Origin of the sequence: Erwinia artemisiae, from assembly GCF_051400835.1 — a bacterium.
Taxonomy (GTDB): domain Bacteria; phylum Pseudomonadota; class Gammaproteobacteria; order Enterobacterales; family Enterobacteriaceae; genus Erwinia; species Erwinia aeris.
The window spans coordinates 38488-63371 of record NZ_JBLFFM010000008.1 but is presented as its reverse complement, the minus strand read 5'-3'; the positions used below and the strand labels follow the sequence as shown (position 1 = coordinate 63371).

Sequence of the window (24884 nt, the reverse complement as noted above, 5' to 3'; positions counted from 1 at the left end):
AAGTGAGCCACCGCATTGGTTTACAGCCACGTAATGTTCACTGTAGACCCTGGAAGCGAAATCGCAACTTCCTGCGGCGGCTGACGCTTTAGTGGCAGCTGCCTTTTTTACTGCATCCCATGCAGCCATTGGCATCAAGGGTTCTGACCGACAGCCGGGCTGGCGGCAGCCTGATGTTTTTCATCACCGCCAGCAGCAGCAGATTAAACAGGGCGACCGCGACCAGGACTATCGCGCTTGACTGCGGATGGCTGGTGAAGGTGGCAAGCTGATAAAACGTTGCCGCCAGGCTGTAGGCCAGGCTCAGCCCCCAAAAGTTTGAGAACAGCATCCAGCCGGTGCTGCTTTCGCGCGCTACCGCGCCCATCACCGACACGCAAGGCACGTAAAGCAGCACGAAAATCAGATAGCTATAGGCGGCGGTATCGCTGGCAAATTTGCTGTGCATCATGCCCATCGCGCCGCTTGCCATATCGCCGTCGCCTTTGCTGGCATCAAGCGGATGCAGCAGCACGCTCAGGCTGAATGTTTCCTTCACGCTTTGCCAGGTTTCCGTTACCGCCCCTTTCAGCTCCGCCAGCAGGCTATAGCTCTGTGGATCGAAGGTTTCTTCGTGCAGCGCCTCGGCGGTATAAAGCGTATTCAGCGTGCCGATAACTACTTCTTTCGCCATCGCGCCGGTGAGCAGCCCGACCGTAGCCTGCCAGTTATCGCTGCTGACGCCAATCGGAGCGAGCAGCGGGGTCAGCTGACGGCTTACCGTCGCCAGCGCCGAATCATTGATGCTGGAAACGGGCTGGCCGCTGAACGAAAAGCTGTTCAGACCGCCGATAATCACGCTCACGATCACGATGACCTTGCCGGCGCGCAGCACAAAGCTTTTCAGCCGCTGCCAGGTTTGCAGGCACAGGCTTTTCAGATGCGGCACGTGCCAGGCAGGCATTTCCATCATAAAAGGCGTCGCCTCGCCGCGCAGCAGCGTGTGCTTCAGCACCAGGCCAGTGACGATTGCGGCCAGGATCCCCAGCAGATAGAGGCTGAATACCACCAGCGCACCGTGCTGGCCGAAGAAAGCCGAGGCGAAAATGGCAAAGATAGCCAGCCGCGCGCCGCATGACATAAAGGGCGCCATCAGCAGCGTAATCAACCGTTCGCGCGGCGCGTCAAGCGTGCGGGTGCCCATCACCGCAGGCACGTTGCAGCCGAAGCCGACGATCAGCGGCACAAAGGATTTGCCGGGCAGCCCCAGCGCCTGCATCAGCCGATCCACGACAAAAGCCGCGCGGGCCATATAGCCGGAATCCTCCATAAAAGAGAGAAACAGATACATCAGGCCAATCTGCGGGATCAGCGGCATCACCGTATTGATGCCGCCGCCGATGCCCTGCGCCAGGAACAGCGTCAGCATGCCAGGGAAGTGCAGCGTTGCGCCCAGCCACTGCATGCCGTCGACAAAGATGGCCGCGCTACCCTGTTCAAACAGCGGTTGCAGCGCGCCGCCCAGGTTGATGGCGAGAAAGAACATCAGGTAAATCACCGCCAGGAAAATGGGGATACCCAGCCAGCGATGCAGCACCAGCGCGTCAAGCAGCCCGAAGAGACGAGGCGGAATGGCCGTCTGTTTTCCCCTGGCGCGCTGGCACAGCTTTTCAATCGCGGCATAGCGAGCCTGGCTGATGGCAAGCGGCGCTTCCGGGCCGATTTGTGCCGCCAGCGCTGCGGCGCGCTCACCGGCCTGAATACGGCACCAGACGTCGCCTTCCAGCATCTGCAGGGCCAGCCAGCGCCGACGCGAAAGCGGCAGCTGAACCGGCATGGCGGCCTGGAGCGTGGCGACGTAGCGCTCCGTTTCTTCGGGATAATCGACGGTCAATACCCTGGCCCGACCGTCAAAGTCGTCAATCGCCGCCTTCAGCCGATCGATGCCCGTGCCGCGTGTGGACACCAGCGGCAGTACAGGGCAGCCCAGCGCTTTTTCCAGCTGCGCCACATCGATATGGATATGCTGACTTTCCGCAATATCCAGCATGTTCAGCGCGACGATGCAGGGTACGCCCAGCTCGCGCAGCTGTAGCGTCAGGTACAGATTGCGGGCCAGGTTGCTGGCGTCAACCACGTTGATCAGCAGATCCGCCTCGCCGCTCAGAATATAGCTACAGGCGATCTGCTCATCCAGCGAGCCTTGCTCCGACATGGTGGTCAGTGAATAGGTGCCAGGCAGATCCACCAGCTGCACCTTGTGCTGCGCGGTGGTAAAGGAACCTTCCTTGCGCTCCACGGTGACGCCAGCCCAGTTGCCGACGCGCTGGCGGGCGCCGGTCAGCTGGTTAAACAGGGTCGTTTTCCCGGCGTTGGGATTGCCGATAAGGCCGATCGTCGTGGTTTTCATAGAGTCGCTCGCTTTCAGTTCAGGCAGTCAAGCTGGATAAGGGAAAGATCTTTGCGGCGCAGCGCCAGGCTGGCATAGCCGTTTTCGATTTTGACGGGGCCGCCGAACGGCGCCACGGCCTTAACCTGAAAGCGAGAACCGGGACAAAGCCCCTGCAACAGCAGTTTTTGCCGGAAGCCCGGACTGATAGCCGGAGAGAAACCTTTGATTGCGTAATAGCGATTGGCAAGAAATTTCATAGCACCACCCTGGCAGGCTACGCTGCCGTGATAATTGACGGGGGTGATTATATTGAGAATGATTATTACTTCAGTTGATGTAGGACAAATTTACGCCGAAGGAAGTTATCTGGAAAGTAAACAGGAAACAAAAAAGCGAAGGGCGCGCAAAAAAATCGCCTGTTAAGCGTGCGGATCGGGCGAGCCGCACGCTTTTTGCAGAACGGGCGCGTTAGCGCCCGCGATCAGGACTTCTTGCCGAAGGCGGCGGCCAGCGCATCACCCATCGCGCTGTTGCCCGCAGGCTGTGCGGCAGGACGCGGACGCGCTTTATTCTGCGCAGGGCGACCGGCGTCGCGACCGGCGCTGCGGCGAGCGTTGGTTTCGCCCGGCTGCTCGTCAAGACGCATGGTTAAGGCGATACGCTTGCGCTGGAGATCGACCTCCATCACTTTGACTTTGACGATATCGCCCGCTTTTACCACCTTATGCGGATCGTCGACGAACTTGTCGGCCAGCGAAGAGATATGCACCAGGCCATCCTGATGCACGCCGATATCGACAAAAGCGCCGAAGTTGGTGACGTTGGTAACGGCACCCTCCAGCACCATGCCCGGCAGCAGGTCGTTCATGGTTTCCACGCCTTCCGCAAACTGGGCGGTTTTGAACTCGGGACGCGGATCGCGGCCCGGTTTCTCCAGCTCTTTAAGGATGTCGCTGACCGTCGGCACGCCAAACTTCTCGTCGGTAAAATCCACGGCGCGCAGATCGCGCAGCGCGGTTGAGTTGCCCATCAAATCGCTCAGCGCCTGCTCGGTGGCGGCCAGGATGCGCTCGACGACCGGATAGGTTTCCGGGTGAACGGTTGAGGCATCCAGCGGGTTATCGCCCTGGCTGATACGCAGGAAGCCCGCGCACTGTTCAAAGGCTTTCGGCCCCAGGCGGGCGACCTTCAGCAGCTGCTGGCGATTGCGGAAGCGGCCGTTCTCGTCGCGCCAGTTAACGATATTCTGCGCAATCATCTTGCTCAGGCCGGCGACGCGGGTCAGCAGCGGCACGGAAGCGGTGTTCAGATCCACGCCCACGCCGTTAACGCAGTCTTCTACCACCGCATCCAGCTTTTTCGCCAGCTGGCTTTGGCTGACGTCGTGCTGATACTGGCCGACGCCGATCGATTTCGGATCGATTTTCACCAGCTCGGACAGCGGATCCTGCAGGCGACGGGCAATGGAAACGGCGCCGCGCAGCGAAACGTCCAGATCCGGAAACTCCAGCGCGGCCAGCTCGGAAGCGGAATAGACGGAGGCGCCCGCTTCGCTGACGATGACCTTCTGGCCTTTAACCTGGGGGAACTGCTTTTGCACATCCAGATAAAAACGTTCGGTTTCGCGCGAGGCGGTGCCGTTGCCGATCGCCACCAGCTCAACCTGATGCTTTGTGCAAAGCGCGGCGACCGCAGCGGCGGCTTTGGCGGCCTGGCCGGTATGCGGATAAACCGTATCGGTGGCGACCAGCTTGCCGGTGGCGTCCACCACAGCGACCTTCACGCCGGTGCGCAGACCCGGATCCAGACCCATCGTGGCGCGCATACCCGCAGGCGCGGCCATCAGCAGATCGTGCAGATTACGGGCGAACACGTTAATCGCCTCGTCTTCCGCGCGTTCGCGTACCGTGCCCATCAGCTCGGTTTCAAGATGCAGCATCACTTTAATGCGCCATGTCCAGCTCACCACCGCTTTGCGCCAGCTGTCCGCCGGGGCGTTGTTCAGGCGCAGGTTGAGATGATTGGCGATGATCTGTTCGCCCTGGCTTTCGCGCGGCGGCTCGTCAAACTGCGGATCGGCGTTCAGTGCAAGCTGGAGTACGCCCTCGTTGCGGCCACGGAACATGGCCAGCGCGCGATGCGAAGGCACGGTAGACAGCGGTTCGTGATGATCGAAATAGTCGCGGAACTTGGCGCCTTCTTCCTGCTTGCCTTCCACCACTCGCGATACCAGATGGGCGTTTTTCCACAGATAGTCACGCACTTTCGCCAGCAGCGTGGCGTCTTCCGCAAAGCGCTCCATCAGGATATAGCGCGCGCCGTCCAGCGCGGCTTTGGTGTCGGCCACGCCTTTCTCGGCATCGACAAAGCCTGCGGCAAACTGCTCCGGCTCGTGGGAGGGATCCTGCCACAGGGCGTCGGCCAGCGGCGCCAGGCCCGCTTCGATAGCAATCTGTCCACGCGTGCGGCGTTTCGGCTTGTAGGGCAGGTAAAGGTCTTCCAGCTCGGTTTTGCTCAGCGTGCTGCCGATAGCCTCGGCCAGCTCGTCGGTCAGCTTGCCCTGGTCGCCAATGGATTTCAGGATCGACTGACGGCGCTCTTCCAGCTCGCGCAGGTAGCCCAGGCGCGCTTCCAGCTGGCGCAGCTGGGTATCGTCCAGGCCGCCGGTCGCTTCCTTACGGTAGCGTGCGATAAACGGCACGGTGTTTCCTTCATCCAGCAGACGGACAGCGGCATCAACCTGTTCTGCCCGTGCCTGCAGCTCACTTGCAATTATGCGGCTCAGCGAATCTTTCATTGTCGGTTACTTTATGGCTTGAGAAACTGCGGCAAGTCTACGGATTGCCGACGGCAATTGCCAGCGTATGGCCTTAAGGAGGCCGCAGATCCGCAGGATTAGGATTGTTTAACGTAGGTGATGTCGTTGACGTACCAGCCCGCCTCGCCAACGGGCGTCTGCACCACGGCCAGATCGCCTACCTCTTTTTTCAGCAGCGCGCGCGCCATAGGCGAGTCGATAGAAATGTAGTCTTTGCGGCCGAAGATCTCGTCGTAGCCGACGATGCGAAAGCGCTTGAGTTCCCCGTCGTCGTTTTCCACTTCGACCCAGGCACCAAAGAACACTTTGCCTTCCTGCTGCGGCGAATAGTCCACGATGCGCAGCTGCTCCAGACACTTGGTCAGGTAGCGCACGCGGCGGTCAATTTCACGCAGGCGTTTCTTGTTGTACTGGTAGTCGGCGTTTTCGCTGCGGTCGCCCAGGCTGGCGGCCCAGGTCACTTTTTTTGTCACTTCCGGACGCTCTTCGCGCCAGAGATAGTCCAACTCGGCTTTCAGCTTGTCGTAACCTTCGCGGGTGATCAGTTTGGTTTTCATTGTCGTCCTTCTCTTTCTCGGGAGTGCGCGCATTATTTTGTTGCGGCCCGGCCGGCGATGCAAATACCTTCACGTTTTTTCTGGCCCGCCGTTACTGATTGTTTGTCCTGATCTTTCAGTGCAAAAAGAGGGCGGCTGAAGGGGTAGTTTCGCGGATAAATTAAAGATAAGCTGCTGTTTAATATGCTTTGTAACAATTTCGGCTAGAATATAAACCATTATTGACTGTTACATTCAGGCATCTTTTTTAAGAATACCGGCGCAGGCAATAGCGCCTTTGGAGTATCGAAATGCAAGAAAACTACAAAATCCTGGTCGTGGATGACGATATGCGTTTGCGCGCGCTGTTAGAACGTTATCTGACCGAGCAGGGTTTCCAGGTGCGCAGCGTCGCGAACGCTGAACAAATGGATCGTCTGCTGACCCGCGAATCCTTCCACCTGATGGTGCTGGACCTGATGCTGCCGGGCGAAGACGGTCTTTCTATCTGCCGCCGTCTGCGTAGCCAGAGCAACCCGATGCCGATCATTATGGTCACGGCGAAAGGGGAAGAAGTGGATCGTATCGTAGGGCTGGAAATCGGTGCCGACGACTATATTCCCAAACCGTTTAACCCACGCGAACTGCTGGCCCGTATCCGCGCCGTGCTGCGTCGTCAGGCCAACGAGCTGCCGGGCGCGCCTTCGCAGGAAGAAGCGGTTATCGCTTTCGGCAAGTTTAAGCTGAACCTGGGCACGCGCGAAATGTTCCGCGAAGACGAGCCGATGCCGCTGACCAGCGGAGAATTCGCCGTGCTGAAGGCGCTGGTGAGCCACCCGCGCGAGCCACTTTCCCGCGACAAGCTGATGAATCTGGCGCGCGGCCGCGAATACAGCGCGATGGAGCGTTCTATCGACGTGCAGATTTCCCGTCTGCGCCGCATGGTGGAAGAAGATCCGGCCCATCCGCGCTATATCCAGACCGTGTGGGGTTTAGGCTACGTCTTTGTACCGGACGGCAGTAAAGCATGAGGCGACTCCGCTTCTCTCCCCGCAGTTCCTTTGCCCGCACGCTGCTGCTGATCGTCACCCTGCTGTTTGTCAGCCTGGTGACGACCTATCTGGTGGTGCTGAATTTCGCCATTCTGCCCAGCCTGCAGCAGTTTAATAAGGTGCTGGCGTATGAGGTGCGAATGCTGATGACCGACAGGCTGCAGCTGGAGGACGGCACGCAGCTTGAAGTGCCGCCAGCGTTTCGCCGGGAAATCTATCGCGAGCTGGGTATTTCGCTGTATACCAATGCGGCGGCGGAAGAGAGCGGATTACGCTGGGCGCAACACTACGAGTTTCTCAGCCAGCAGATGGCGCAGCAGCTCGGCGGCCCAACCGACGTACGCGTCGAAGTAAACAAAAATTCGCCGGTTGTCTGGCTGAAAACCTGGCTTTCGCCCGATATCTGGGTGCGGGTGCCGCTGACCGAAATTCATCAGGGCGACTTCTCGCCGCTGTTCCGCTACACGCTGGCGATTATGCTGCTGGCGATAGGCGGCGCATGGCTGTTTATCCGTATCCAGAACCGACCGCTGGTGGAGCTGGAGCACGCCGCGCTTCAGGTGGGCAAGGGCATTATTCCGCCGCCGCTGCGGGAATACGGCGCGTCTGAAGTGCGATCGGTGACGCGGGCGTTTAATCAGATGGCGGCAGGCGTGAAGCAGCTGGCCGACGACCGCACGCTGTTGATGGCAGGCGTCAGCCACGATTTGCGCACGCCTTTGACGCGTATTCGCCTGGCCACTGAAATGATGTCGCAGGAAGACGGCTACCTGGCGGAATCGATCAACAAAGATATTGAAGAATGCAACGCCATTATCGAGCAGTTTATCGACTACCTGCGTACCGGGCAGGAGATGCAGACCGAGCGTGCGGATCTCAATAGCGTGGTGGGCGAGGTCGTGGCGGCGGAAAGCGGCTACGAGCGGGAAATCGAGAACGCGGTAATGCCGACGGAACTGATGCTGGATATCAATCCGTTGTCGATCAAGCGCGCGGTCGCCAATCTGGTGGTTAATGCCGCTCGCTATGGCAACGGCTGGATCAAGGTCAGCAGCGGCAGCGAGCTACAGCGCGCCTGGTTCCAGGTAGAGGATGACGGGCCGGGGATCAAGCCCGAGCAGCTTAAGCACCTGCTTCAGCCTTTTGTGCGCGGCGACAGCGCCCGCAGCACCAGCGGTACAGGGCTGGGGCTGGCGATCGTGCAGCGTATTATCGATGCGCATCAGGGATCGCTGGAAATTGGCGAAAGCGAGCGGGGCGGATTATGTATCCGCGCCTGGCTGCCTTTGCCGCCCAGCACCGCGCCTGCGGTCGTGACGGGATAAGCCGCAACAATGAAAAAGGCCGGATGTCAGACATCCGGCCTTTTTTATCACGCCTGGCCTACAGCTGCGGGCCGGCGGATACCAGCGCCGCACCGGCGGCCGTATCGGTATACTTATCAAAATTAGTAATAAACAGCTGCGCCAGGTCGCGCGCTTTCTCTTCCCACCGTGCGGCATCGGCGTAAGTGTTGCGCGGGTCGAGGATCGCACTGTCCACGCCTGGCAGCGCCAGCGGCACCGTCAGGTTAAAGATCGGCAGCGTGATGGTTTCCGCCCCGGCAATCTCATCGCTGAGGATAGCGTTGATAATGGCGCGTGTGTCCTTCAGCGAAATACGTTTGCCGCTGCCGTTCCAGCCGGTATTGACCAGATAAGCTTCCGCGCCCGCCGCCGCCATGCGTTTTACCAGCACCTCGGCGTATTGCGTCGGATGCAGCGTCAGGAACGCCGCGCCAAAGCAGGCGGAAAAGGTCGGCGTCGGTTCGGTGACGCCACGCTCCGTACCGGCCAGCTTGGCGGTAAAGCCCGACAGAAAGTGATACTGCGTCTGATCCGGCGTCAGGCGCGACACCGGCGGCAGCACGCCGAAAGCGTCCGCCGTCAGAAAGATCACCTTACGGGCGTGTCCCGCTTTCGACACGGGCTTCACGATGTTGTCGATGTGGTAAATCGGGTAGGAGACGCGGGTATTCTCGGTCTTGCTGCCGTCGTCATAGTCCACCGAACCGTCGGCGCGTACCACCACGTTTTCCAGCAGCGCATCGCGACGAATAGCGTGATAGATTTCCGGCTCCGCCTGTTCAGACAGCTTGATGGTTTTGGCGTAGCAGCCGCCTTCAAAGTTGAAGACGCCGTCATCGTCCCAGCCGTGCTCATCGTCGCCGATCAGCTGGCGGTTTGGATCGGTCGACAGCGTGGTCTTGCCGGTGCCGGAGAGGCCGAAAAACACCGCCACATCGCCTTTTTCGCCAACGTTGGCCGAACAGTGCATCGACGCGATACCCTTCAGCGGCAGCAGATAGTTCATGATGGCGAACAGCCCTTTCTTCATCTCGCCGCCGTACCAGGTGCCGCCAATCAGTTGGATGCGCTCGGTCAGGTTAAACGCGACAAAGTTTTCGGAATGCAGCCCCTGCTGTTGCCAGTCGGGGTTAGTGCATTTCGCGCCGTTCATCACCACAAAGTCAGGTTCGAAGCTGGCCAGCGCCGCCTCATCCGGCCGGATAAACATGTTCTTAACGAAATGCGCCTGCCAGGCCACTTCGGTAATAAAACGCACGCTGAGACGCGTATCCGGGTTAGCGCCGCACCAGGCATCCACAACAAAAAGACGTTTGCCGGAGAGCTGTTTGGTGACTTTGGCTTTCAGATCCTGCCAGATTTCCTGCGAAAGCGGCTGGTTGTCATTTTTGCCTTTGCCCTGATCGTTCCACCACAGCGTGTCGCGAGTTGTCTCGTCACGCACGATATATTTATCTTTGGGGGAACGGCCGGTAAAGATGCCGGTATCGACGGCAATCGCGCCGGATTGCGTTTCGATACCGCGTTCATATCCGCTCAGTTCGGGACGCGTTTCTTCCCTGTACAGCGTGTCGAAATCCGGGTTGTAAAGGATCTCAACCACGTCCGTGATGCCATAATCGACGAGATCCTGCTGGGTCAGGTCACGCATGTTACTGCTCCTTTGTCGGGTCGGTTGTAATTACAGATGAAGGGAAATCACGTGCCGTTAACCGTAGTGGTTATCAAATTCTTAATAAAGTGTAAATTGCGATCGCGCGCAGTTTACACGGCTAAAGGCTGAGGAAAAGCAACAGGAGGCAGAAATGAGAGGCGACACATGAAACGCTTATTATCGCCTCAGCGTATGCATTTGCGTAAGGGTTTTGCGGAATGACTACGGTAAAAAGGCATAGGATGGTCAGAGAGATGCGCCGCCTGGCGACGGCGCAGTATTATCAGTGCACGCGCTCGTCGCCGGCGGCAGAGTCGTTGCGGATCGCTGCGATATCTACAGCATCGTAAATATAGTGGCTGCCGCAGTAGTCGCAATGCATATCGATCTTGCCGTCTTCGGCCAGGATCTCATTCACTTCTTCTTCCGGCAGGCTGCGCAGAACTTCACCGCAGCGTTCATGCGAACAGGTGCAGCGGAAGATCACGTCCTGCGGATCGTAGAGCGTGACTTCTTCCTGATGATACAGTCGCCACAGCACTTCGTTGGCTGGCAGGCCCAGCAGCTCTTCCGTTTTAATGGTGTCGGTCAGCGTCGCCAGATGCTCGAAGTCCTCTGTTTTGGCGTCCTGTGCGGGCAGAACCTGCAGCAGAATACCGCCTGCGCCAGCCTGGCCTTCCGCTTCGCCGGTACGGATAAACAGGCGGGTCGGCAGCTGCTCCGAACGCATAAAGTAGTCTTCCAGACACTCGGCCAGGGTTTCGCCTTCCAGCCCAACCACGCCCTGATAGCGTTCGCCTTTGGCTGGCGTGATGGTGATCACCAGGTAGCCGTTGCCGACCATCTCTTTCAGGCTGCTGTCCGGCGCGATCTCGCTGTTAACACGGGCCACACCGCGCATTTCCTGACGATTGTTACCGTTGATCACGGCCAGGTTCAGCGGGCCGTCGCCCTGAAGCTGCACGGTGATGTCGCCGTCGAACTTCAGCGTGGCGGTCAGCAGGCTGGTGGCGACCAGCAGCTCGCCCAGCACTTTCTGTACCGGCAGCGGGTAATCGTGACCGTTGATAATCTGCTGCCAGGTGTCGGATACCGTCACCAGTTCGCCGCGTACGGCGTAATTTTCAAACAGATAACGGTGCATTTGGTCTTGATGAGCCATAATTCTCTCTCGTTGTGGCAAGCTTATTCGTCGCCAGAATTTTTAAATTTCATCAGGTCCCGGCGCTCTTTTTTGTCAGGGCGACGGTCAGGATGCGGCATAGTCAACGCGTTCATTTTTCGCGCCAGCGCTATCTTTTCCCGCTTCTCAATACTTTCAGCCGTTTCGGCATACATCTGCTGGGCTTCTGCGGCCGGACGACGCTGGTCACCCGTTGCCAGAACGATGATCGTACGTTCATCATTGCCCTGGCGTAAGGTTAGCTGGGCGTTCAGCTCCACCAGCTTGCTCGGCTTGCTGCGCTGGCCGTTGTAGTGCACTTTGCCGCCTTCAATCATCTCACGTGCGACCGCGCGGGTTTTATAGAAGCGAGCGGCCCACAGCCATTTATCGAGCCGAACCGCTTCTGCGGATTTCTCTTTCATCGCTGCTCCTGTTTGGGAATATCCCTATGTATGGGTTGCCTGTCGGAAATCAAGGTGCCTCTCCGGCTTAAGCCGGAGAGCGTCATGCGGGATGGCGCAGAGAGGACGATAACCTTAAAAATAGCATAAAACCGACGGGCTCAGAACAGCGGTCGGATAGTCTGCGGCGTGCTTAGCGCGGGGTTAAAACACTTATCGTAATAGTCCTGAATCGCCGTGGTGCGCACGCGATTGAGATGAATACGTCTGAGGGCCAGCAGACCGTTAAAGATAAAGCTTAAGGCAACGATCAGTAGCAGCAGGGTGGTGCCGAGATAGTGGCCCAGTCGGGTGGCGTCCGGCTCGCTGTGCAGCGCGATATGCCGCGTGCCGTTGGCGTCGGTGGTAATGCTGGTCACGATGCCGCTGGCGGAAAACGGCGTGTGCAGCAGCATGCCCGCCAGGCGCTGTAATTCCGGCCACTGGTCGGGCGCGTTGAAGTCGAACAGGGAGATGCCGGGCGCCTGCTGATTGACCAGCTGGCGGCCTTCATCGCTGAGGATCAGAAAACCGCCGGGCGGCGGGCTGTTAAGCGCTTCCGCCGCGCGTCTTGTTTCCCGATAGAAAAACGAAGAGGTGGCGGTGTTGACCAGGTTTTCCAGCGCTTCGGCGCTGACCGGTCGCAGCAGCACATTGGTGCCGGCCAGCGCGCCAGAGTCCGCCCGACGCACCAGCGTTTCCCAGTCTTTAGCGTTGCCAAGGTTGACCAGCGCGTTTTTCAGCCTGACGCAGTCCTGCTCCTGGCTGCACAGATCCTGCGTTTTCAGCACGATATCGGAAAAGTCATCCAGCAGGATCATGCCTGATTTTTGGATAGCCGTGGCGAGCTGCGGATTAAGCTTGGGATCGGTGCTGTTCTGTGGATGCAGCTGCAGGCTGGTGGTGTTCAGCAGGGCGGTAGCCTTATCGATAATATCCGACTGCGGCTGGGGCAGGGGAGCGGCGTTATTCCAGTAGACGGCCGAACAGTCGAAAGGCATAAACGCGTAGCTGCGGTTGCCCTGATAGGTCGCCGGGACTGAACACATGCCTTCACCGCTGACTTTAAGGGAGTCGCCGATGCGCAAGGCAACGTTTTCCAGATCGCCCACGCTGTGCACCTGGACGCTTTCGGTGCCTTTCAGCCAGGCGATGCTTAGCTTGAGCGGCATACTTAGCGGCACCAGAAAAACCAGCAGCACCAGCACCAGCAGCGAACCCGTAGCCAGCACCAGGTTTTTGCGCCAGCGATGAATAGGGAAATTGCGGACTTCATCCTGTAGTGACAGAAAGCGGCCCTGACGCACGACCTGACGGTTAAGATAGATATCCACTTCGGTAGGCTGGCCTAAATCGTGCGCCACGTAAGGCTGCCAGTGGGGAGGATAGATCAGATCGATAATGCCGAGTGAAATATTGCTGACCTGGCCCTGGTTGGATTCGCCGAACAGACCCCAGCGTTTGGGCGCGCCGCGCAGGCAGTGGATTTCCCGCAGGTCTTTCTCGCCTGGCCGCCGCCAGAGCGACCAGGCGCTGATAAGGATAATGACCAGCGCGGTGACCACCAGCCACGGCATCATTACCGCCGGGCTAATCAGGCTAAAAAAGAGCAGCAGCAGCCCCAGGCTGATAGCTACCGCCTCGCGCGTGCCGTCGGGACGGCTGAGCATATACTCTTCAGGCGTCTCTTTACGCACGCTAAGCAGCTCAATGTTTTCGCTTTCTTCTTTTCTGATCGAGGCGTTTTGCGCCGCAGGCCGCGTTACCGTCCCCAGCGCAGGCGGCTCGTAAACGTAGTTGACCAGCGAATGCCCGTTGAGCGAAACCACCAGCGGAATAGTTTGCGTTTTGATCAGCTCGACGTAATTTTCTTCGGCGATGTACTGTTCCCACAGCGGCGGCAGATGCACTTCAACCGCATCCAGATAGTAACGCCATTTGTGCGGATCGTCGGTGGAAAGGCCGTAGCGGGTAATAGAGCGGGTAACCGGATAGACGTTGCTGCTTTGCGAGGTTAGCGCCAGATTATCGTTTGCATGTGTATTGCCGCCGGGAAGCGGAATGCTGCGGTGCTTCGCTAAAGAGCCGATGTAGCGTTCAACGGCTTTACGCTCGTCGTCGCTCAGCTTGCGAAAAGGCGGACTAATGAATGGCAGCGGTTTCGCCAACGGCGGGCGATGCCGCATAGCGTACCAGAAAAAACAACCCGCTCCGAGTGAACAGGCCAGCATTACAGCCAATATAATGACTATTGTGCTCATGCTTTTCTCCCTGCCATCCTGCTCCTGCCATTGTGCTGGAAATTACCGGCCTGAATCATAGTTATATCGATATTGTGACGGCTTCAGGCAGCGCTGGCAATCCGCGAAGTTTAATAAAATAACGCGCAAAATCATAAAATTAGAATAATAGTAGATTAGCCCCGACCGAGATGGTAACAAGCCATAGGCCGTAGCAATATCGGTATATTCTTATTTTGTAAAACACGCATTGACTTTTTTAAAACTTTTTAATTACTTACGGGTGGATTTGTTATAACGGTGTAAAATAATTCATGCGCTGATTGGCAACCTTCTTTCACTGCCGCACAATAGCGTAACTGTCGGTAAATTTACCGCGACTGGCGAGCTATTACGCTCATTTTTTTGGCTTTTCCCTGGGGCCACTATGACCGGACAACTGCAAAAACCTAAAATCCTGAATGTTGAAACCGTCGCGCGGTCGCGTCTGTTTACCGTGGAGGCCGTGGATTTAGTGTTCAGCAACGGTGCTGAGCGCGTTTATGAGCGAATGAAACCCACTGAACGTGAAGCCGTGATGATCGTCCCCATTGTGGACAACCATCTTATTCTTATCCGGGAATATGCCGTCGGACTGGAAAATTATGAGCTGGGGTTCCCTAAAGGCCTGATCGATCCGGGCGAAACGCCTGCGGAAGCCGCCAACCGCGAGCTGAAGGAAGAGGTAGGTTTTGGCGCGCGTCAGCAGGAATGGCTGGGCAAGCTCACCATGGCGCCGTCCTATTTTTCCAGCAAGATGAATATCATCGTGGCGGAAGATCTTTACGAAGAGCGGCTGGAAGGCGACGAGCCGGAACCGCTGCCGCAGGTTCGCTGGCCGTTGGATAACCTGATGGCGCTGCTGCAGGAGCCTGATTTTTGCGAGGCGCGCAACGTCAGCGCGCTGTTTATGGTGCGGGAGTGGTTGATTCGCCAGGGGCGGCTGAGCTACTAAAAACGCGACAGCATTCCAAAGAAAAGCCCGGTAAAAACCGGGCTTTTTTGTGGCCATCAGGCACGGGCGACATGGCCCGGCATCAGAACAGCTCGTGGCTTTCGCCGTTGTCCATCAGCGTGGTGCCGACATCATGGACGGAATACTCGGTCGGCTGTGTGCCGTTGATAAAGTACTCCTGACGGGTATTGCCGCCGCCGTTGGCCAGCTTGCCGGTACGGCGATCGATGGTGACGGTAACCACGCCTTCAGGCGGCGTCAGCGGCTGCACCGGTACGCCATCCAGCGCGACCTTCATGTAGTCGTCCCACGCTGGCTGAGCGCTCTTCGCGCCGCCTTCATAGCCTGAAATCTGATCTTTAATCGCGCCGGAAGCGGTCGTTCGGCCCAAATCGCGGCGGTGATCGTCAAAGCCGATCCACACAGAGGTCACCACGCCCGGACCATAGCCTGAGAACCAGGCGTCTTTCGAGCTGTTGGTGGTGCCCGTTTTACCGCCGATATCGTTGCGCTTCAGATCGCGTCCTGCGCGCCAGCCGGTGCCCATCCAGCCCGGTTCGCCAAAGATATTGGAGTTCATCGCGCTTTTGATCAGGAAAGAGAGCGGCGTGTTGATCACGTGCGGCGCGTACTGTTCATCCTGCTGTGGCGGCTGGGAAACCTGCTCCAGCTGCGGCTGCGGAACGACTGCGTTGCCGCCCTGCTGCGATACCGTCGGGTTTTCCACGCTGTCTTCATTCAGCGCTACCGCTTTCTGCGTCTCGCCGTAAATCACCGGCAGATTGCATTCCGGGCAGGCTACTTTCGGCCTGGCTTCAAACAGCGTATTGCCCTGTTCATCCTCAATCTTGCTGATAAAGAAAGGATCGACCAGGAAGCCGCCGTTGGCCATCACCGAATAGCCGCGCACCATCTGCAATGGCGTAAACGAAGCGGAGCCAAGCGCCAGCGATTCGGTGTGCACGATATTCTGCGCCGGGAAGCCAAAGCGTTGCAGATACTGCGCGGCGTAATCAACGCCCATCGCACGCATAGCGCGCACCATGACCACGTTCTTGGACTGACCCAGCCCCTGACGCAGGCGGATCGGGCCGTCGTAGGTCGCCGGTGAGTTTTTTGGCCGCCAGTCGGCGCCCGAGCCGGCATCCCAGCGGGAGATCGGCACGTCGTTCAGGATAGAGGCCAGCGTCAGCCCGCGATCCATCGCTGCGGTATACAGGAACGGCTTGATGTTCGAGCCTACCTGGCGCAGCGCCTGGGTCGCGCGGTTAAATTTGCTCAGGTTAAAGTCGAAACCGCCTACCAGTGCGCGAACGGCGCCGTTGTGCGGATCCAGCGAAACCAGCGACGAGTTAACGTCCGGCACCTGCGCCAGCCACCAGCCGGTATCCATCTGGCGAACCCAAATCTGCTGGCCCGGCTGCACCACTTCGGTCACGGAAGTCGGCGTGCGGCCCTGGACGGTATCGGATTTATAAGGCCGCGCCCAGCGTACGCCAGCCAGGTTCAGCGTCACGCTGCTGCCGTCGCGCATCAGTACCGTGGCTTCTTCGCGGTTGGCTTCGGTTACCACCGCCGGGAAGAGCGGGCCGTAAACCGGCAGCGCCTTCAGCGTTTTCAGGATCTCCGTACGGCCCCAGGCGGTCTGGCCGACTTTCCACAGCACGTTGGCCGGGCCGCGGTAGCCATGACGCATATCGTAATTCAGCACGTTGTCCTGCAACGCTTTCTGCGCGCCCAACTGTAATTTACGGGTAATGGTCGTGGTGACTTTAAAGCCGTCGTTATACGCGTTGTCGCCGTAGCGTTTCACCATCTCCTGACGCACCATCTCGGTCAGATAAGGGGCGGAGAAGGCGATTTCCGGCGCGTGATAGTGCGCTTCCAGCGGCGAAAGGCGCGCTTCGTCATACTGCGCCTGCGTAATGTAATTCTGATCCAGCATGCGGCTGAGCACGACGTTGCGACGAGACAGCGCGCGAGTAGGGGAATAGAGCGGGTTAAAGGTCGATGGCGCTTTAGGCAGACCGGCGATCATCGCCATCTCGCCCAGCGAGAGTTGATCGACATTTTTGCCGAAATAGACCTGTGCAGCGGCGCCCACGCCATAGGCGCGGTAGCCCAGATAGATTTTGTTCAGGTAAAGCTCAAGGATTTCGTCTTTGCTCATCATTTGCTCAATGCGAATGGCGAGAAAAGCCTCCTTGATTTTACGCATCAGCGTACGCTCGGGGCTGAGGAAAAAGTTACGGGCCAGCTGCTGCGTGATGGTACTGGCGCCCTGGGAAGCGTGGCCGGAAACCAGCGCAATGCTTACCGCGCGGAAAATGCCGATAGGATCGATACCGTGATGCTCATAAAAGCGGCTGTCTTCGGTAGCGATAAAGGCCTTGACCATGACGGGCGGGATCTGCCCAAGCTTTAACGGGATGCGGCGCTTTTCGCCGTATTGAGCAATCAGCTCGTTATCCGCGCTGTAGACCTGCATGGGCGTTTGCAGCCGGACATCTTTCAGCGTGGCGACGTCGGGCAGCTGCGGCTGTATGTACTGATACAGACCATAAATCGAGCCGGCTCCCAACAAAATGCAACACACTGCAAGGATCAAAAAATACTTTACGAACTTCACCTGATATTTTCCATCTTAAGTCGCCTGGACAGTTTATAAACAATCGCGCGGTAGTATAAAGGCAAGCCAGAGGCCTGGATACATCATTTTTCTACTGAGCAGGGAGACCGCGCGAAATGGCATTTCAGACATGGCAAGTCGGCCTGGATATTCAGAACGGACAGCTTTGCGCCCTGGGTATTCAATACCGTCGTAACGGCTGGCAACTGCGCCACTGGTGGCAACATGCGCTGCCGCACGATACGTTAACCAACGGGCTGGTGCAACGGCCCGACCCGCTTATTCCCCTGCTGCGACAGTGGCGAAAACGGCTGCCGCGGCAGATCTCGCTGCGCGTCGGCTTTCCCGCCCGGCTGGCGTTGCAGCACGCGCTGGCGCTGCCGCAAACCTCACTGCGTGAACCAGAGCGTAGCAGCTATATCGCGGCCGCGGCGAAGCGATTTTTTCCGATAGAGCCTGAAAAACTTGCGCTTGACTACCGCCAGGCAGCTGCCGACAGCGGGCAGCTGTGGCTGACCGCCGCCCGTCGGGACGCGGTTCATGACTGGCTATCGATGCTGAAGACGGCGGGACTCAACCCTCGGGTGCTGGAGCTGGCCCCGGCCGCGCTGTTTGCGCTGGCGCAAAGCCTGCGGCTCAGCCCGGATGCCGTGCTGGTGCACCGTTTACCCGACCACTGGCTCTGGTTTGGCGCGCGGCTACAGCCGCCATGGGGGTGGTGTCCCGCTGATGAAGCGGCCAACCTGGCGGCGCTGCGCGAAAAATACCTGGCCGATGCGGCCACGCTTTACTATAGCTCGGCCTTGCCGGAAGCGCTGCCTGCCAATGCGCTGTGGCTGGAGCCGCTGGCGGCTTTCGCTTTTAAGTCGCTGCCGTTGCCCGCGTACAGCGGCGCTTTTGCGCTGGCCGCCGGGCTGGCGCTGCGGCCGGAGGACGCCTGATGGTCTGGGTAAATTTTCTTCCCTGGCGTCGGCAGCGGCAGCGCCAACAGCTGCGCCGCGACGGCCTGTTGCTTATGGCGCTACTGGTTCTGTTGCTCGCGCTGACGATGCCCTTGCTGGAGCAGCAGACGCTCGGCAAGCGGCAGCAGACCGGCCTGCGCTGGCTGAAAGAGACTAACGACCAGCTCGACAGGCTCAGCGCTCGCCTGGCTCGTCTGGAAGCCCGGCGCGATACGCTTCGACGCGCGCTGGTCATCAGTGAAGGCAGGCAGGCGCGCCTGCGCGAGTGGCAGGCATTTACGCGCGACCTGGCCGCAACCCTGCCAGCGGCGCTCTGGCTGAACGAAATCAGTAAAACCGCGCAGAGTCTGACCGTCACCGGATTTTGCCTGCAGCTGGCTGAGGTTGAGGCGTTTCGTCAGCAGTTAGAGCGGTTTCACCTGTTTCAACAGGTCAACACCGGCAGGCTCAGCCGCGACGGAAAGGGCATTATCCGCTTCAGCCTGGAGGCCACGCTGCCGGAACAGGAACATGAGTAGCGTTCTGCTGCATCGCTGGCTCGCTTTGCCGTTCTGGCTAAGGCTGCTGTTGCTGGTGCTCTGCTTTATCACGGGCGCGCTGATGGTACGCCAGGTCTGGCTGCGGCCTCTTCAGCAGCAGGCTTTACAGGTGGCGCAGCAGCGGCAACAGGAGCACAAGCGCTATCGGCTGCTGCTGCACAATTTGCAACAGCGAAGCTCGCTGCACGAAGCCGAAGCGGATATCGCTGGCCTGCAACTGGCGTTACGGCCTGGGGCGGCGCGGCCTTTCTCGTGGCTACAGCTGAGCGAGGCGGCGGGCAACCGTTTACAGGGCTGGCAGCCAACGCCTCAGGGCGGCGAATTAACCCTGCTGCTTAGCTGGCCGCAGCTGCAGTCCGCGTTTCGCTATCTGAGCGAGCGGCAACCCGCCGTCAGGCTGGCGCAGTTCAGCCTGAAGCGGGTGGATGAACAGCTGCGGTTAAATCTGGTGGTGCAATATGAACGCTAGTGCCTTTTTAAAAGATTGGCTAAAACGCCCGGTAATACTGGTGGCTGCGCTGCTGCTGGGGTGTAGCGCGCTGGCGGCCCGCGATCCCTTTTCGCCGCCGGAAAACATGTTTTGTGACCCCCTGTTACCCATGCCGCCGCCGCAGCTGCGCGGCATCATCGGTCGGCCAGCGAACTACCGCGCCTGGCTGGTGACCCGTAGCGGCAGCGGTAAATTATGGGCTGCGCAGAGCTGGCCGGACGCTTACTGGCAGCTGCGGGACGTCACCGCGCTGGGCATTACGCTGGCGGCCGCCACGCCGTGCAGCGCGCCTTTAAGGATTAACTTGCAAGGAAGCCTTTATGAAACACATTCGCCTGTGGAAAGTTCTTCTCCTGCTGCCGCTATGGCTGGCAACGCCATTGCGGGGCAGCCCGGCGCCGCTTTCCCTGGCGTTCGATGACGCGCCTGTCGGGCAAATTCTTCAGGCGCTGGCGGACTATCAGCAGCTGAATTTGCTGGTTGCGCCCGGCGTCGAGGGACGGCTTTCCGTCCGTTTAAAAGAGGTCAGCTGGCAGCAGGCGCTGACGCTGGTTTCCCGCCTGGCGAAGCTGAAGGTGAATAAAGAAGGCAACGTGCTGCTGGTTTTCCCGCAGGGCTGGCAGGAAGAGCAGCAGCGACGGCAAACGCTTGAGCGGGAGGAGGCGGAAAAGGCGCTGCCGCTTGATACGCTGGCGTTGCCGCTGCGCTATGCAGAGGCGGAAAAAGTCTACGGCAGCCTGCAGAGCGCGCAGGCGAAGCTGCTGAGTTCGCGCGGCAGCGTGACGGTAGATAAACGCACCAACAGCCTGATCCTGCGCGACACCCGAGCCGCGCTGAACGAGATCCAGCGCTGGGTCACGGCATTGGATACGCCGCTGGAGCAGGTCGAACTCGCCGCGCATATCGTTACCCTCAGCGAAGAGAGCCTGCGCGAGCTGGGCGTGCGCTGGGGCCTGGGCGGCGAAGAGCAGATCGCCCGCGCGCTGCGGGTCAGCCAGCTGCGCGTTGATCTGCCGGTGGCTAATCCCGCACTGGCCTTAGGCTTTACCCTGGCGCGCCTGAACGGCAGGATGCTGGATCTGGAGCTGAACGCGCTGGAGCAGGAAAACAAACTGGAGATTATCGCCAGTCCCCGACTGTTCACCTCGCATCAGCAGCCCGCCAGTATTAAACAGGGCACCGAAATCCCCTATGAGGTCTCCAGCGGTAGCAACGGTAAAACCAGCGTGGAGTTCAGGGAGGCGGTCTTAGGCATGGACGTAACGCCTTACGTGCAGCCGAACGGCCGCATCATGCTAAAGCTGCATATCAGCCAGAACCTGCCCGGCAGTACGGTACGCAGCGGCGAGGGCGAATATATCGCCATCGATAAACAGGAGATCCAGACCCAGGTCACGCTGAAAGATGGTGAAACGCTGGCGCTGGGCGGCATCTTCCAGCAGCAGCGCGCAAAAGGGCAGAGCCGGGTGCCGTTTCTTGGCTCTGTACCGCTGTTGGGCGCGCTTTTTCGCCATGCGACTACCGGCCAAAAAAAACGTGAGCTGGTGATCTTCATAACCCCAAGACTGATTCGTGACGAGTAAAGCTTTTTTGTAACAAACTGAGCGAGCGAGTGCTTTTTTAGCGGATTGCAGCCATATGCGTTTGACGCAAGGGCGGAATTAGCTTACAAGGTTTAGCGATTTTTGAATTACAGGCCTCGGTTTGGCTTTAAGAAAAAGCATTTACCCGTTTTTTATCGTGCGCAACCGGCGTAACCGATGCTGTGACATCGGCGTGATAAATGAAGCGGACTGAACGCGCCAGCTGTGGGCGCAATGGGCAAGGTCAATTTAATCGGTTGCCAAAACACCTTCAGTGTTGAGATAATTTTCCTCTGACTCTCGCACTATCGCTCATGAGGTTTCAGTTCATGTCCTGTCCGCTGTAGGACGGGGTATCATTAACGAATTGTCTTAGTAATACCGAAAAAATGGCAGAGAAACGCAATATCTTTCTGGTTGGGCCTATGGGTGCCGGCAAAAGCACTATTGGGCGTCAGTTAGCTCAGCAACTCAATATGGAATTTTTCGATTCCGATCAAGAAATTGAGCGACGTACCGGAGCGGATGTGGGCTGGGTGTTCGACGTCGAAGGCGAAGAAGGCTTCCGCGATCGCGAAGAAAAGATCATTAACGAACTCACCGAGAAGCAGGGCATTGTCCTGGCGACCGGCGGCGGTTCCGTTAAGTCTCGCGAAACACGCAACCGTCTTTCCGCTCGCGGCGTGGTGGTCTATCTGGAGACCACGATCGAAAAACAGCTGGCTCGTACGCAGCGCGATAAAAAGCGTCCTTTGCTGCAGGTGGATTCTCCACCGCGCGAAGTGCTGGAAGCGTTGGCGGACGAACGTAATCCGCTGTATGAAGAGATTGCTGACGTCACCATTCGTACCGATGACCAAAGTGCTAAAGTCGTCGCAAATCAAATCATTAACATGCTGGAAAAGAGCTAGCGGCTCTGCTCCGCCTGCGGGCCGAAAAGGAGTGCTTCATGGAGAAGATTACCGTCACTCTGGGGGAACGCAGTTACCCCATTACCATCGCTGCCGGACTGTTTAACGATCCGGCTTCTTTTTGGCCGCTTAAGGCGGGCGAGCGGGCAATGCTGGTCACTAACGACACGCTGGCACCGCTTTATCTTCAACCTGTTCGTCAGCGGCTGGAAAGCGCTGGTATAGAAGTGGACCAGGTGATCCTGCCCGATGGCGAGCAGCACAAAACGCTGGCGGTGATGGATCGGGTCTTTACCGCGCTGCTGGAAAAACCGCACGGTCGCGATACCACGCTGATTGCCCTGGGCGGCGGCGTGATTGGCGATCTGACCGGTTTCGCGGCGGCCAGCTACCAGCGCGGCGTGCGGTTTATTCAGGTTCCTACCACGCTGCTGTCGCAGGTGGACTCCTCCGTTGGCGGCAAAACGGCCGTTAATCATCCCCTTGGCAAGAACATGATCGGCGCGTTCTATCAGCCGGCTTCGGTAGTGATCGATATCAACTGCCTGAGCAGCCTGCCCGCTCGCGAGCTGGCGTCAGGTCTTGCGGAAGTGATCAAATACGGCATCATCCTCGACGGTGAGTTCTTCTGCTGGCTGGAAGCTAACCTGGATGCGCTGCTGGCGCTGGACGGCAAGGCGATGGCCTACTGTATTCGCCGCTGCTGCGAGCTGAAAGCCGAGGTCGTCGCCGCCGACGAGCGCGAAATGGGGCAGCGCGCGTTGCTGAATCTGGGCCACACTTACGGACACGCCATCGAAGCGCATATGGGCTACGGCAACTGGCTGCATGGCGAGGCCGTGGCGGCCGGCATGGTGATGGCCGCGCGTACCGCAGAGCGGCTGGGCGAGTTTTCCGCTGGCGATACCGACAGGATCATCAGCCTGCTGCAGCGTGCCGGACTGCCGGTGCACGGCCCGGAGAGCATGGCGGCGACGGATTATCTGCCGCATATGCTGCGTGATAAAAAAGTGCTGGCGGGCGAGCTGCGTCTGGTGCTGCCGCTGGCTTTAGGACAGGCCTGCGTGCGCGGCGGCGTTGCGCATGATACGGTGCTGGCAGCGATTAACGACTGTCAGAAACCGGCCTGAGCCGTTAGTTAACTACTGGCGTACACGTAAAGCGGCGCGGCTGCTTTACCGGAGGAGGTGAAATGGACGATTTTAAACCGGAAGATGAGTTAAAGCCTGATACCAGCGATCGCCGTCCACAGCGAGCGCGAAAAACGTCCTCTGCCCCTAAGGTGCCGGTATCACGCCAGCATCTGATGATGGGGGTAGGCGTGCTGGTGCTGCTGCTGATCGTGCTTGGCATCGGTTCAACGCTGAACTCGTCGGACAGCGGCGATAAAAAAGCCGCCCAGACGCCGGCCACCTCCGGCGGCAGCGATAAAAATATCGATCTGACCGGCTCTTCTTCCATGAGCGGACAGAGCGGCGCGCAGCAGCCTGGCGCTGATGCAAGCGCCTCTGGCGCGGGCGGGCAGCCTGCCGAGGGCTCAGCCGCATCCGGTAATGCACCTCAGGAACTGAGTGCCCCGCCGGTCGCCTCCACGCCGACCGAAGCGCAGCCCGTGCAGACCCCGGCGGGCCAACAGCGCGTCGAGCTGCCGGGCGATCTCAATAGCGCGCTCTCTAACCAGCAGAATCAGGTGGATGCGGCCAGCACGGATATGCAGGGCAGCTCGCTGCCGCTGGCACCGGCGACCGTTGCGGGCGGCGGCACTGCTGGCAAACCGGTCACCGCGCCGCAGACGTCTCAGCCTGCGCCTGCACGTTCGGCTACGCGTCAGCCTGCCGCGCCTCAGCAGCACACCAGACCCGCCACGCACAAACCTGCGGCGGCGAAACCGGTCGCGAAAGAGAGCCACAGCGCGCCGGTAGCCGCGCCTGCTGCGGTAACCGGCGGCAACTATACGTTGCAGCTGAGCAGCGCTTCGCGTCCCGATACGCTTAACGCCTGGGCGAAAAAGCAGAACCTGAGCGGCTATCACGTGTATAAAACCACGCGCAACGGCCAGCCCTGGTACGTACTGGTAAGCGGCGCTTACGCCACGCCGGCAGATGCAAAACGCGCGGTAGCTTCGCTGCCGTCAGAGGTGCAGGCGAAAAACCCCTGGGTGAAACCTGTCAGCCAGGTGAAAAAAGAGTCAGCAAATTAACGGCTATTGAGCCTGACGATGTTCTCTGCCAGCCCGCGTTATGCGGGCTGGTAATTTAAAGCGCAGATATGCTGTCGGTGTAACCGCAGCCAGAAGAGTAAGTGTAATAAAACGACGGCATGAAAAAAAATCGCGCTTTTTTAAAATGGGCGGGCGGCAAGTTCCCGCTGCTTAACGATATCCAGCGTCACCTGCCGGAAGGGGATTGCCTGATTGAACCCTTCGTTGGCGCAGGGTCCGTATTCCTCAATACGCATTTCTCGCGCTACGTGCTGGCGGATATCAACAAAGATTTGATCAACCTGTACAACGTGGTAAGAGATCGCGCGGACGAGTTTGTGGCGGATGCCAGCCAGCTTTTCACGACCGAAAGCAACGACGCTGAGTTCTACTACGCTCGCCGGCTGGAGTTTAATCGATCTACTGATGCCTGGCGCCGCAGCGTGCTGTTTTTGTACCTTAACCGCCACTGCTACAATGGACTGTGCCGCTACAATTTAAGCGGCGAGTTTAACGTACCTTTTGGCCGCTACCGCAAACCCTATTTTCCTCAGGATGAGCTGTACTGGTTCTCCGAGCGGTCGCAAAACGCCACCTTTATCTGCGAATCATACGCTGATACGCTGGGTCGGGCGGAGCCGGGATCGGTGGTCTACTGCGATCCGCCCTATGCGCCGCTGTCGGCCACGGCAAATTTCACCGCTTACCACACCAACAGCTTTAGCCTGGCGCAGCAGCAGCACCTGGCGGAGCTGGCGGAGAAGCTGGCGCGTGAAAGCCGTATTCCGGTACTGATCTCCAATCACGATACGCCGCTGACCCGCGAGTGGTATCAGGCCGCGCAGCTGCATCAGATTAAAGCTCGTCGCTCGATCAGCCGCAGCGGCAGCGGGCGTTTGCAGGTCAACGAGCTGCTGGCGCTGTTTAGCAGCGACTGATCCTCAACAGCACTAC

The 24884-nt window shown here is 58.8% G+C and carries 21 protein-coding genes; 12 read left to right on the top strand and 9 right to left on the bottom strand.

Translation table 11 applies throughout. The features are described from left to right. Positions 1-88: 88 nt before the first annotated feature. From feoB to greB, 4 genes are all read right to left on the bottom strand, one after another. Positions 89-2389, bottom strand: a complete 2301-nt coding sequence (gene feoB / locus ACMGEE_RS16870) for a Fe(2+) transporter permease subunit FeoB (protein WP_436830366.1) — start codon at positions 2387-2389, stop codon at positions 89-91. Positions 2390-2403: 14 nt separating this feature from the next. Beyond that, positions 2404-2628, bottom strand: a complete 225-nt coding sequence (locus tag ACMGEE_RS16865) for a FeoA domain-containing protein (protein WP_253457602.1) — start codon at positions 2626-2628, stop codon at positions 2404-2406. 224 nt (positions 2629-2852) lie between these two features. Next, on the bottom strand, positions 2853-5168 hold the full coding sequence (locus ACMGEE_RS16860) for a Tex family protein (protein ID WP_436830365.1): 2316 nt from the start codon (positions 5166-5168) through the stop codon (positions 2853-2855). Positions 5169-5266: 98 nt separating this feature from the next. Continuing rightward, positions 5267-5746, bottom strand: coding sequence for a transcription elongation factor GreB (gene greB, locus ACMGEE_RS16855; protein WP_253457608.1), 480 nt, complete (start codon positions 5744-5746; stop codon positions 5267-5269). Positions 5747-6036: 290 nt separating this feature from the next. Between greB and ompR the strand changes: the two genes are divergently transcribed. Together ompR and envZ are read left to right on the top strand one after the other, a co-directional pair. After that, positions 6037-6756 (top strand): osmolarity response regulator transcription factor OmpR, encoded by a 720-nt coding sequence (gene ompR / locus ACMGEE_RS16850; protein ID WP_001157751.1) that lies wholly within the window; start codon positions 6037-6039, stop codon positions 6754-6756. Then, a complete protein-coding gene (gene envZ / locus ACMGEE_RS16845) occupies positions 6753-8102 on the top strand; it encodes a two-component system sensor histidine kinase EnvZ (protein ID WP_253457611.1) in 1350 nt (449 codons plus the stop codon). The genes ompR and envZ overlap by 4 nt, the downstream gene beginning before the upstream one ends. Before the next feature lie 58 nt (positions 8103-8160). Here the strand turns inward: envZ and pckA are convergent, their stop codons facing one another. The 4 genes from pckA to ACMGEE_RS16825 form a co-directional block, all read right to left on the bottom strand. Beyond that, positions 8161-9774: a phosphoenolpyruvate carboxykinase (ATP) gene (gene pckA / locus ACMGEE_RS16840; protein ID WP_253457614.1), complete on the bottom strand. Its 1614-nt coding sequence runs from the start codon at positions 9772-9774 to the stop codon at positions 8161-8163. Between the two features lie 286 nt (positions 9775-10060). Further along, positions 10061-10939 carry an Hsp33 family molecular chaperone HslO gene (gene hslO, locus ACMGEE_RS16835; protein ID WP_253457617.1) on the bottom strand — a complete coding sequence of 293 codons (879 nt, stop codon included), beginning with the start codon at positions 10937-10939 and terminating at the stop codon, positions 10061-10063. A gap of 23 nt (positions 10940-10962) precedes the next feature. Then, positions 10963-11364 (bottom strand): ribosome-associated heat shock protein Hsp15, encoded by a 402-nt coding sequence (gene hslR / locus ACMGEE_RS16830; protein WP_301251843.1) that lies wholly within the window; start codon positions 11362-11364, stop codon positions 10963-10965. 140 nt (positions 11365-11504) lie between these two features. Continuing rightward, positions 11505-13643, bottom strand: coding sequence for an intracellular growth attenuator family protein (locus tag ACMGEE_RS16825; protein ID WP_301251841.1), 2139 nt, complete (start codon positions 13641-13643; stop codon positions 11505-11507). A gap of 406 nt (positions 13644-14049) precedes the next feature. On the opposite strand from ACMGEE_RS16825, the gene nudE reads away from it, so the two are divergent. Next, positions 14050-14616: an ADP compounds hydrolase NudE gene (gene nudE, locus ACMGEE_RS16820; protein WP_253457626.1), complete on the top strand. Its 567-nt coding sequence runs from the start codon at positions 14050-14052 to the stop codon at positions 14614-14616. A gap of 82 nt (positions 14617-14698) precedes the next feature. Here the strand turns inward: nudE and mrcA are convergent, their stop codons facing one another. Further along, positions 14699-17245, bottom strand: a complete 2547-nt coding sequence (gene mrcA, locus ACMGEE_RS16815; RefSeq protein ID WP_253457629.1) for a peptidoglycan glycosyltransferase/peptidoglycan DD-transpeptidase MrcA — start codon at positions 17243-17245, stop codon at positions 14699-14701. Positions 17246-17361: 116 nt separating this feature from the next. On the opposite strand from mrcA, the gene pilM reads away from it, so the two are divergent. The 9 genes from pilM (at position 17362) to dam (ending at position 24868) form a co-directional block, all read left to right on the top strand. After that, the gene (gene pilM, locus ACMGEE_RS16810) at positions 17362-18186 is read left to right on the top strand and encodes a pilus assembly protein PilM (RefSeq protein ID WP_394150145.1); all 825 of its coding nucleotides are present in this window, start codon (positions 17362-17364) and stop codon (positions 18184-18186) included. Beyond that, positions 18186-18725, top strand: a complete 540-nt coding sequence (locus ACMGEE_RS16805) for a PilN domain-containing protein (RefSeq protein ID WP_436830364.1) — start codon at positions 18186-18188, stop codon at positions 18723-18725. Before pilM ends, ACMGEE_RS16805 begins: the two co-directional genes overlap by 1 nt. After that, positions 18718-19215 carry a HofO family protein gene (locus ACMGEE_RS16800; RefSeq protein ID WP_253457640.1) on the top strand — a complete coding sequence of 166 codons (498 nt, stop codon included), beginning with the start codon at positions 18718-18720 and terminating at the stop codon, positions 19213-19215. The genes ACMGEE_RS16805 and ACMGEE_RS16800 overlap by 8 nt, the downstream gene beginning before the upstream one ends. Then, positions 19205-19657 (top strand): hypothetical protein, encoded by a 453-nt coding sequence (locus tag ACMGEE_RS16795; RefSeq protein ID WP_369896181.1) that lies wholly within the window; start codon positions 19205-19207, stop codon positions 19655-19657. Before ACMGEE_RS16800 ends, ACMGEE_RS16795 begins: the two co-directional genes overlap by 11 nt. Further along, positions 19557-20819 carry a DNA uptake porin HofQ gene (hofQ, locus tag ACMGEE_RS16790; RefSeq protein ID WP_370734934.1) on the top strand — a complete coding sequence of 421 codons (1263 nt, stop codon included), beginning with the start codon at positions 19557-19559 and terminating at the stop codon, positions 20817-20819. Before ACMGEE_RS16795 ends, hofQ begins: the two co-directional genes overlap by 101 nt. A gap of 389 nt (positions 20820-21208) precedes the next feature. After that, positions 21209-21730 carry a shikimate kinase AroK gene (gene aroK / locus ACMGEE_RS16785; protein ID WP_034934892.1) on the top strand — a complete coding sequence of 174 codons (522 nt, stop codon included), beginning with the start codon at positions 21209-21211 and terminating at the stop codon, positions 21728-21730. A 38-nt stretch (positions 21731-21768) separates the two neighbouring features. Beyond that, positions 21769-22860 (top strand): 3-dehydroquinate synthase, encoded by a 1092-nt coding sequence (gene aroB / locus ACMGEE_RS16780; RefSeq protein WP_253457647.1) that lies wholly within the window; start codon positions 21769-21771, stop codon positions 22858-22860. A 62-nt stretch (positions 22861-22922) separates the two neighbouring features. Then, positions 22923-23930: an SPOR domain-containing protein gene (locus ACMGEE_RS16775; protein WP_301251834.1), complete on the top strand. Its 1008-nt coding sequence runs from the start codon at positions 22923-22925 to the stop codon at positions 23928-23930. Positions 23931-24049: 119 nt separating this feature from the next. Beyond that, positions 24050-24868: an adenine-specific DNA-methyltransferase gene (dam, locus tag ACMGEE_RS16770; RefSeq protein ID WP_253457652.1), complete on the top strand. Its 819-nt coding sequence runs from the start codon at positions 24050-24052 to the stop codon at positions 24866-24868. Positions 24869-24884: the final 16 nt, after the last annotated feature.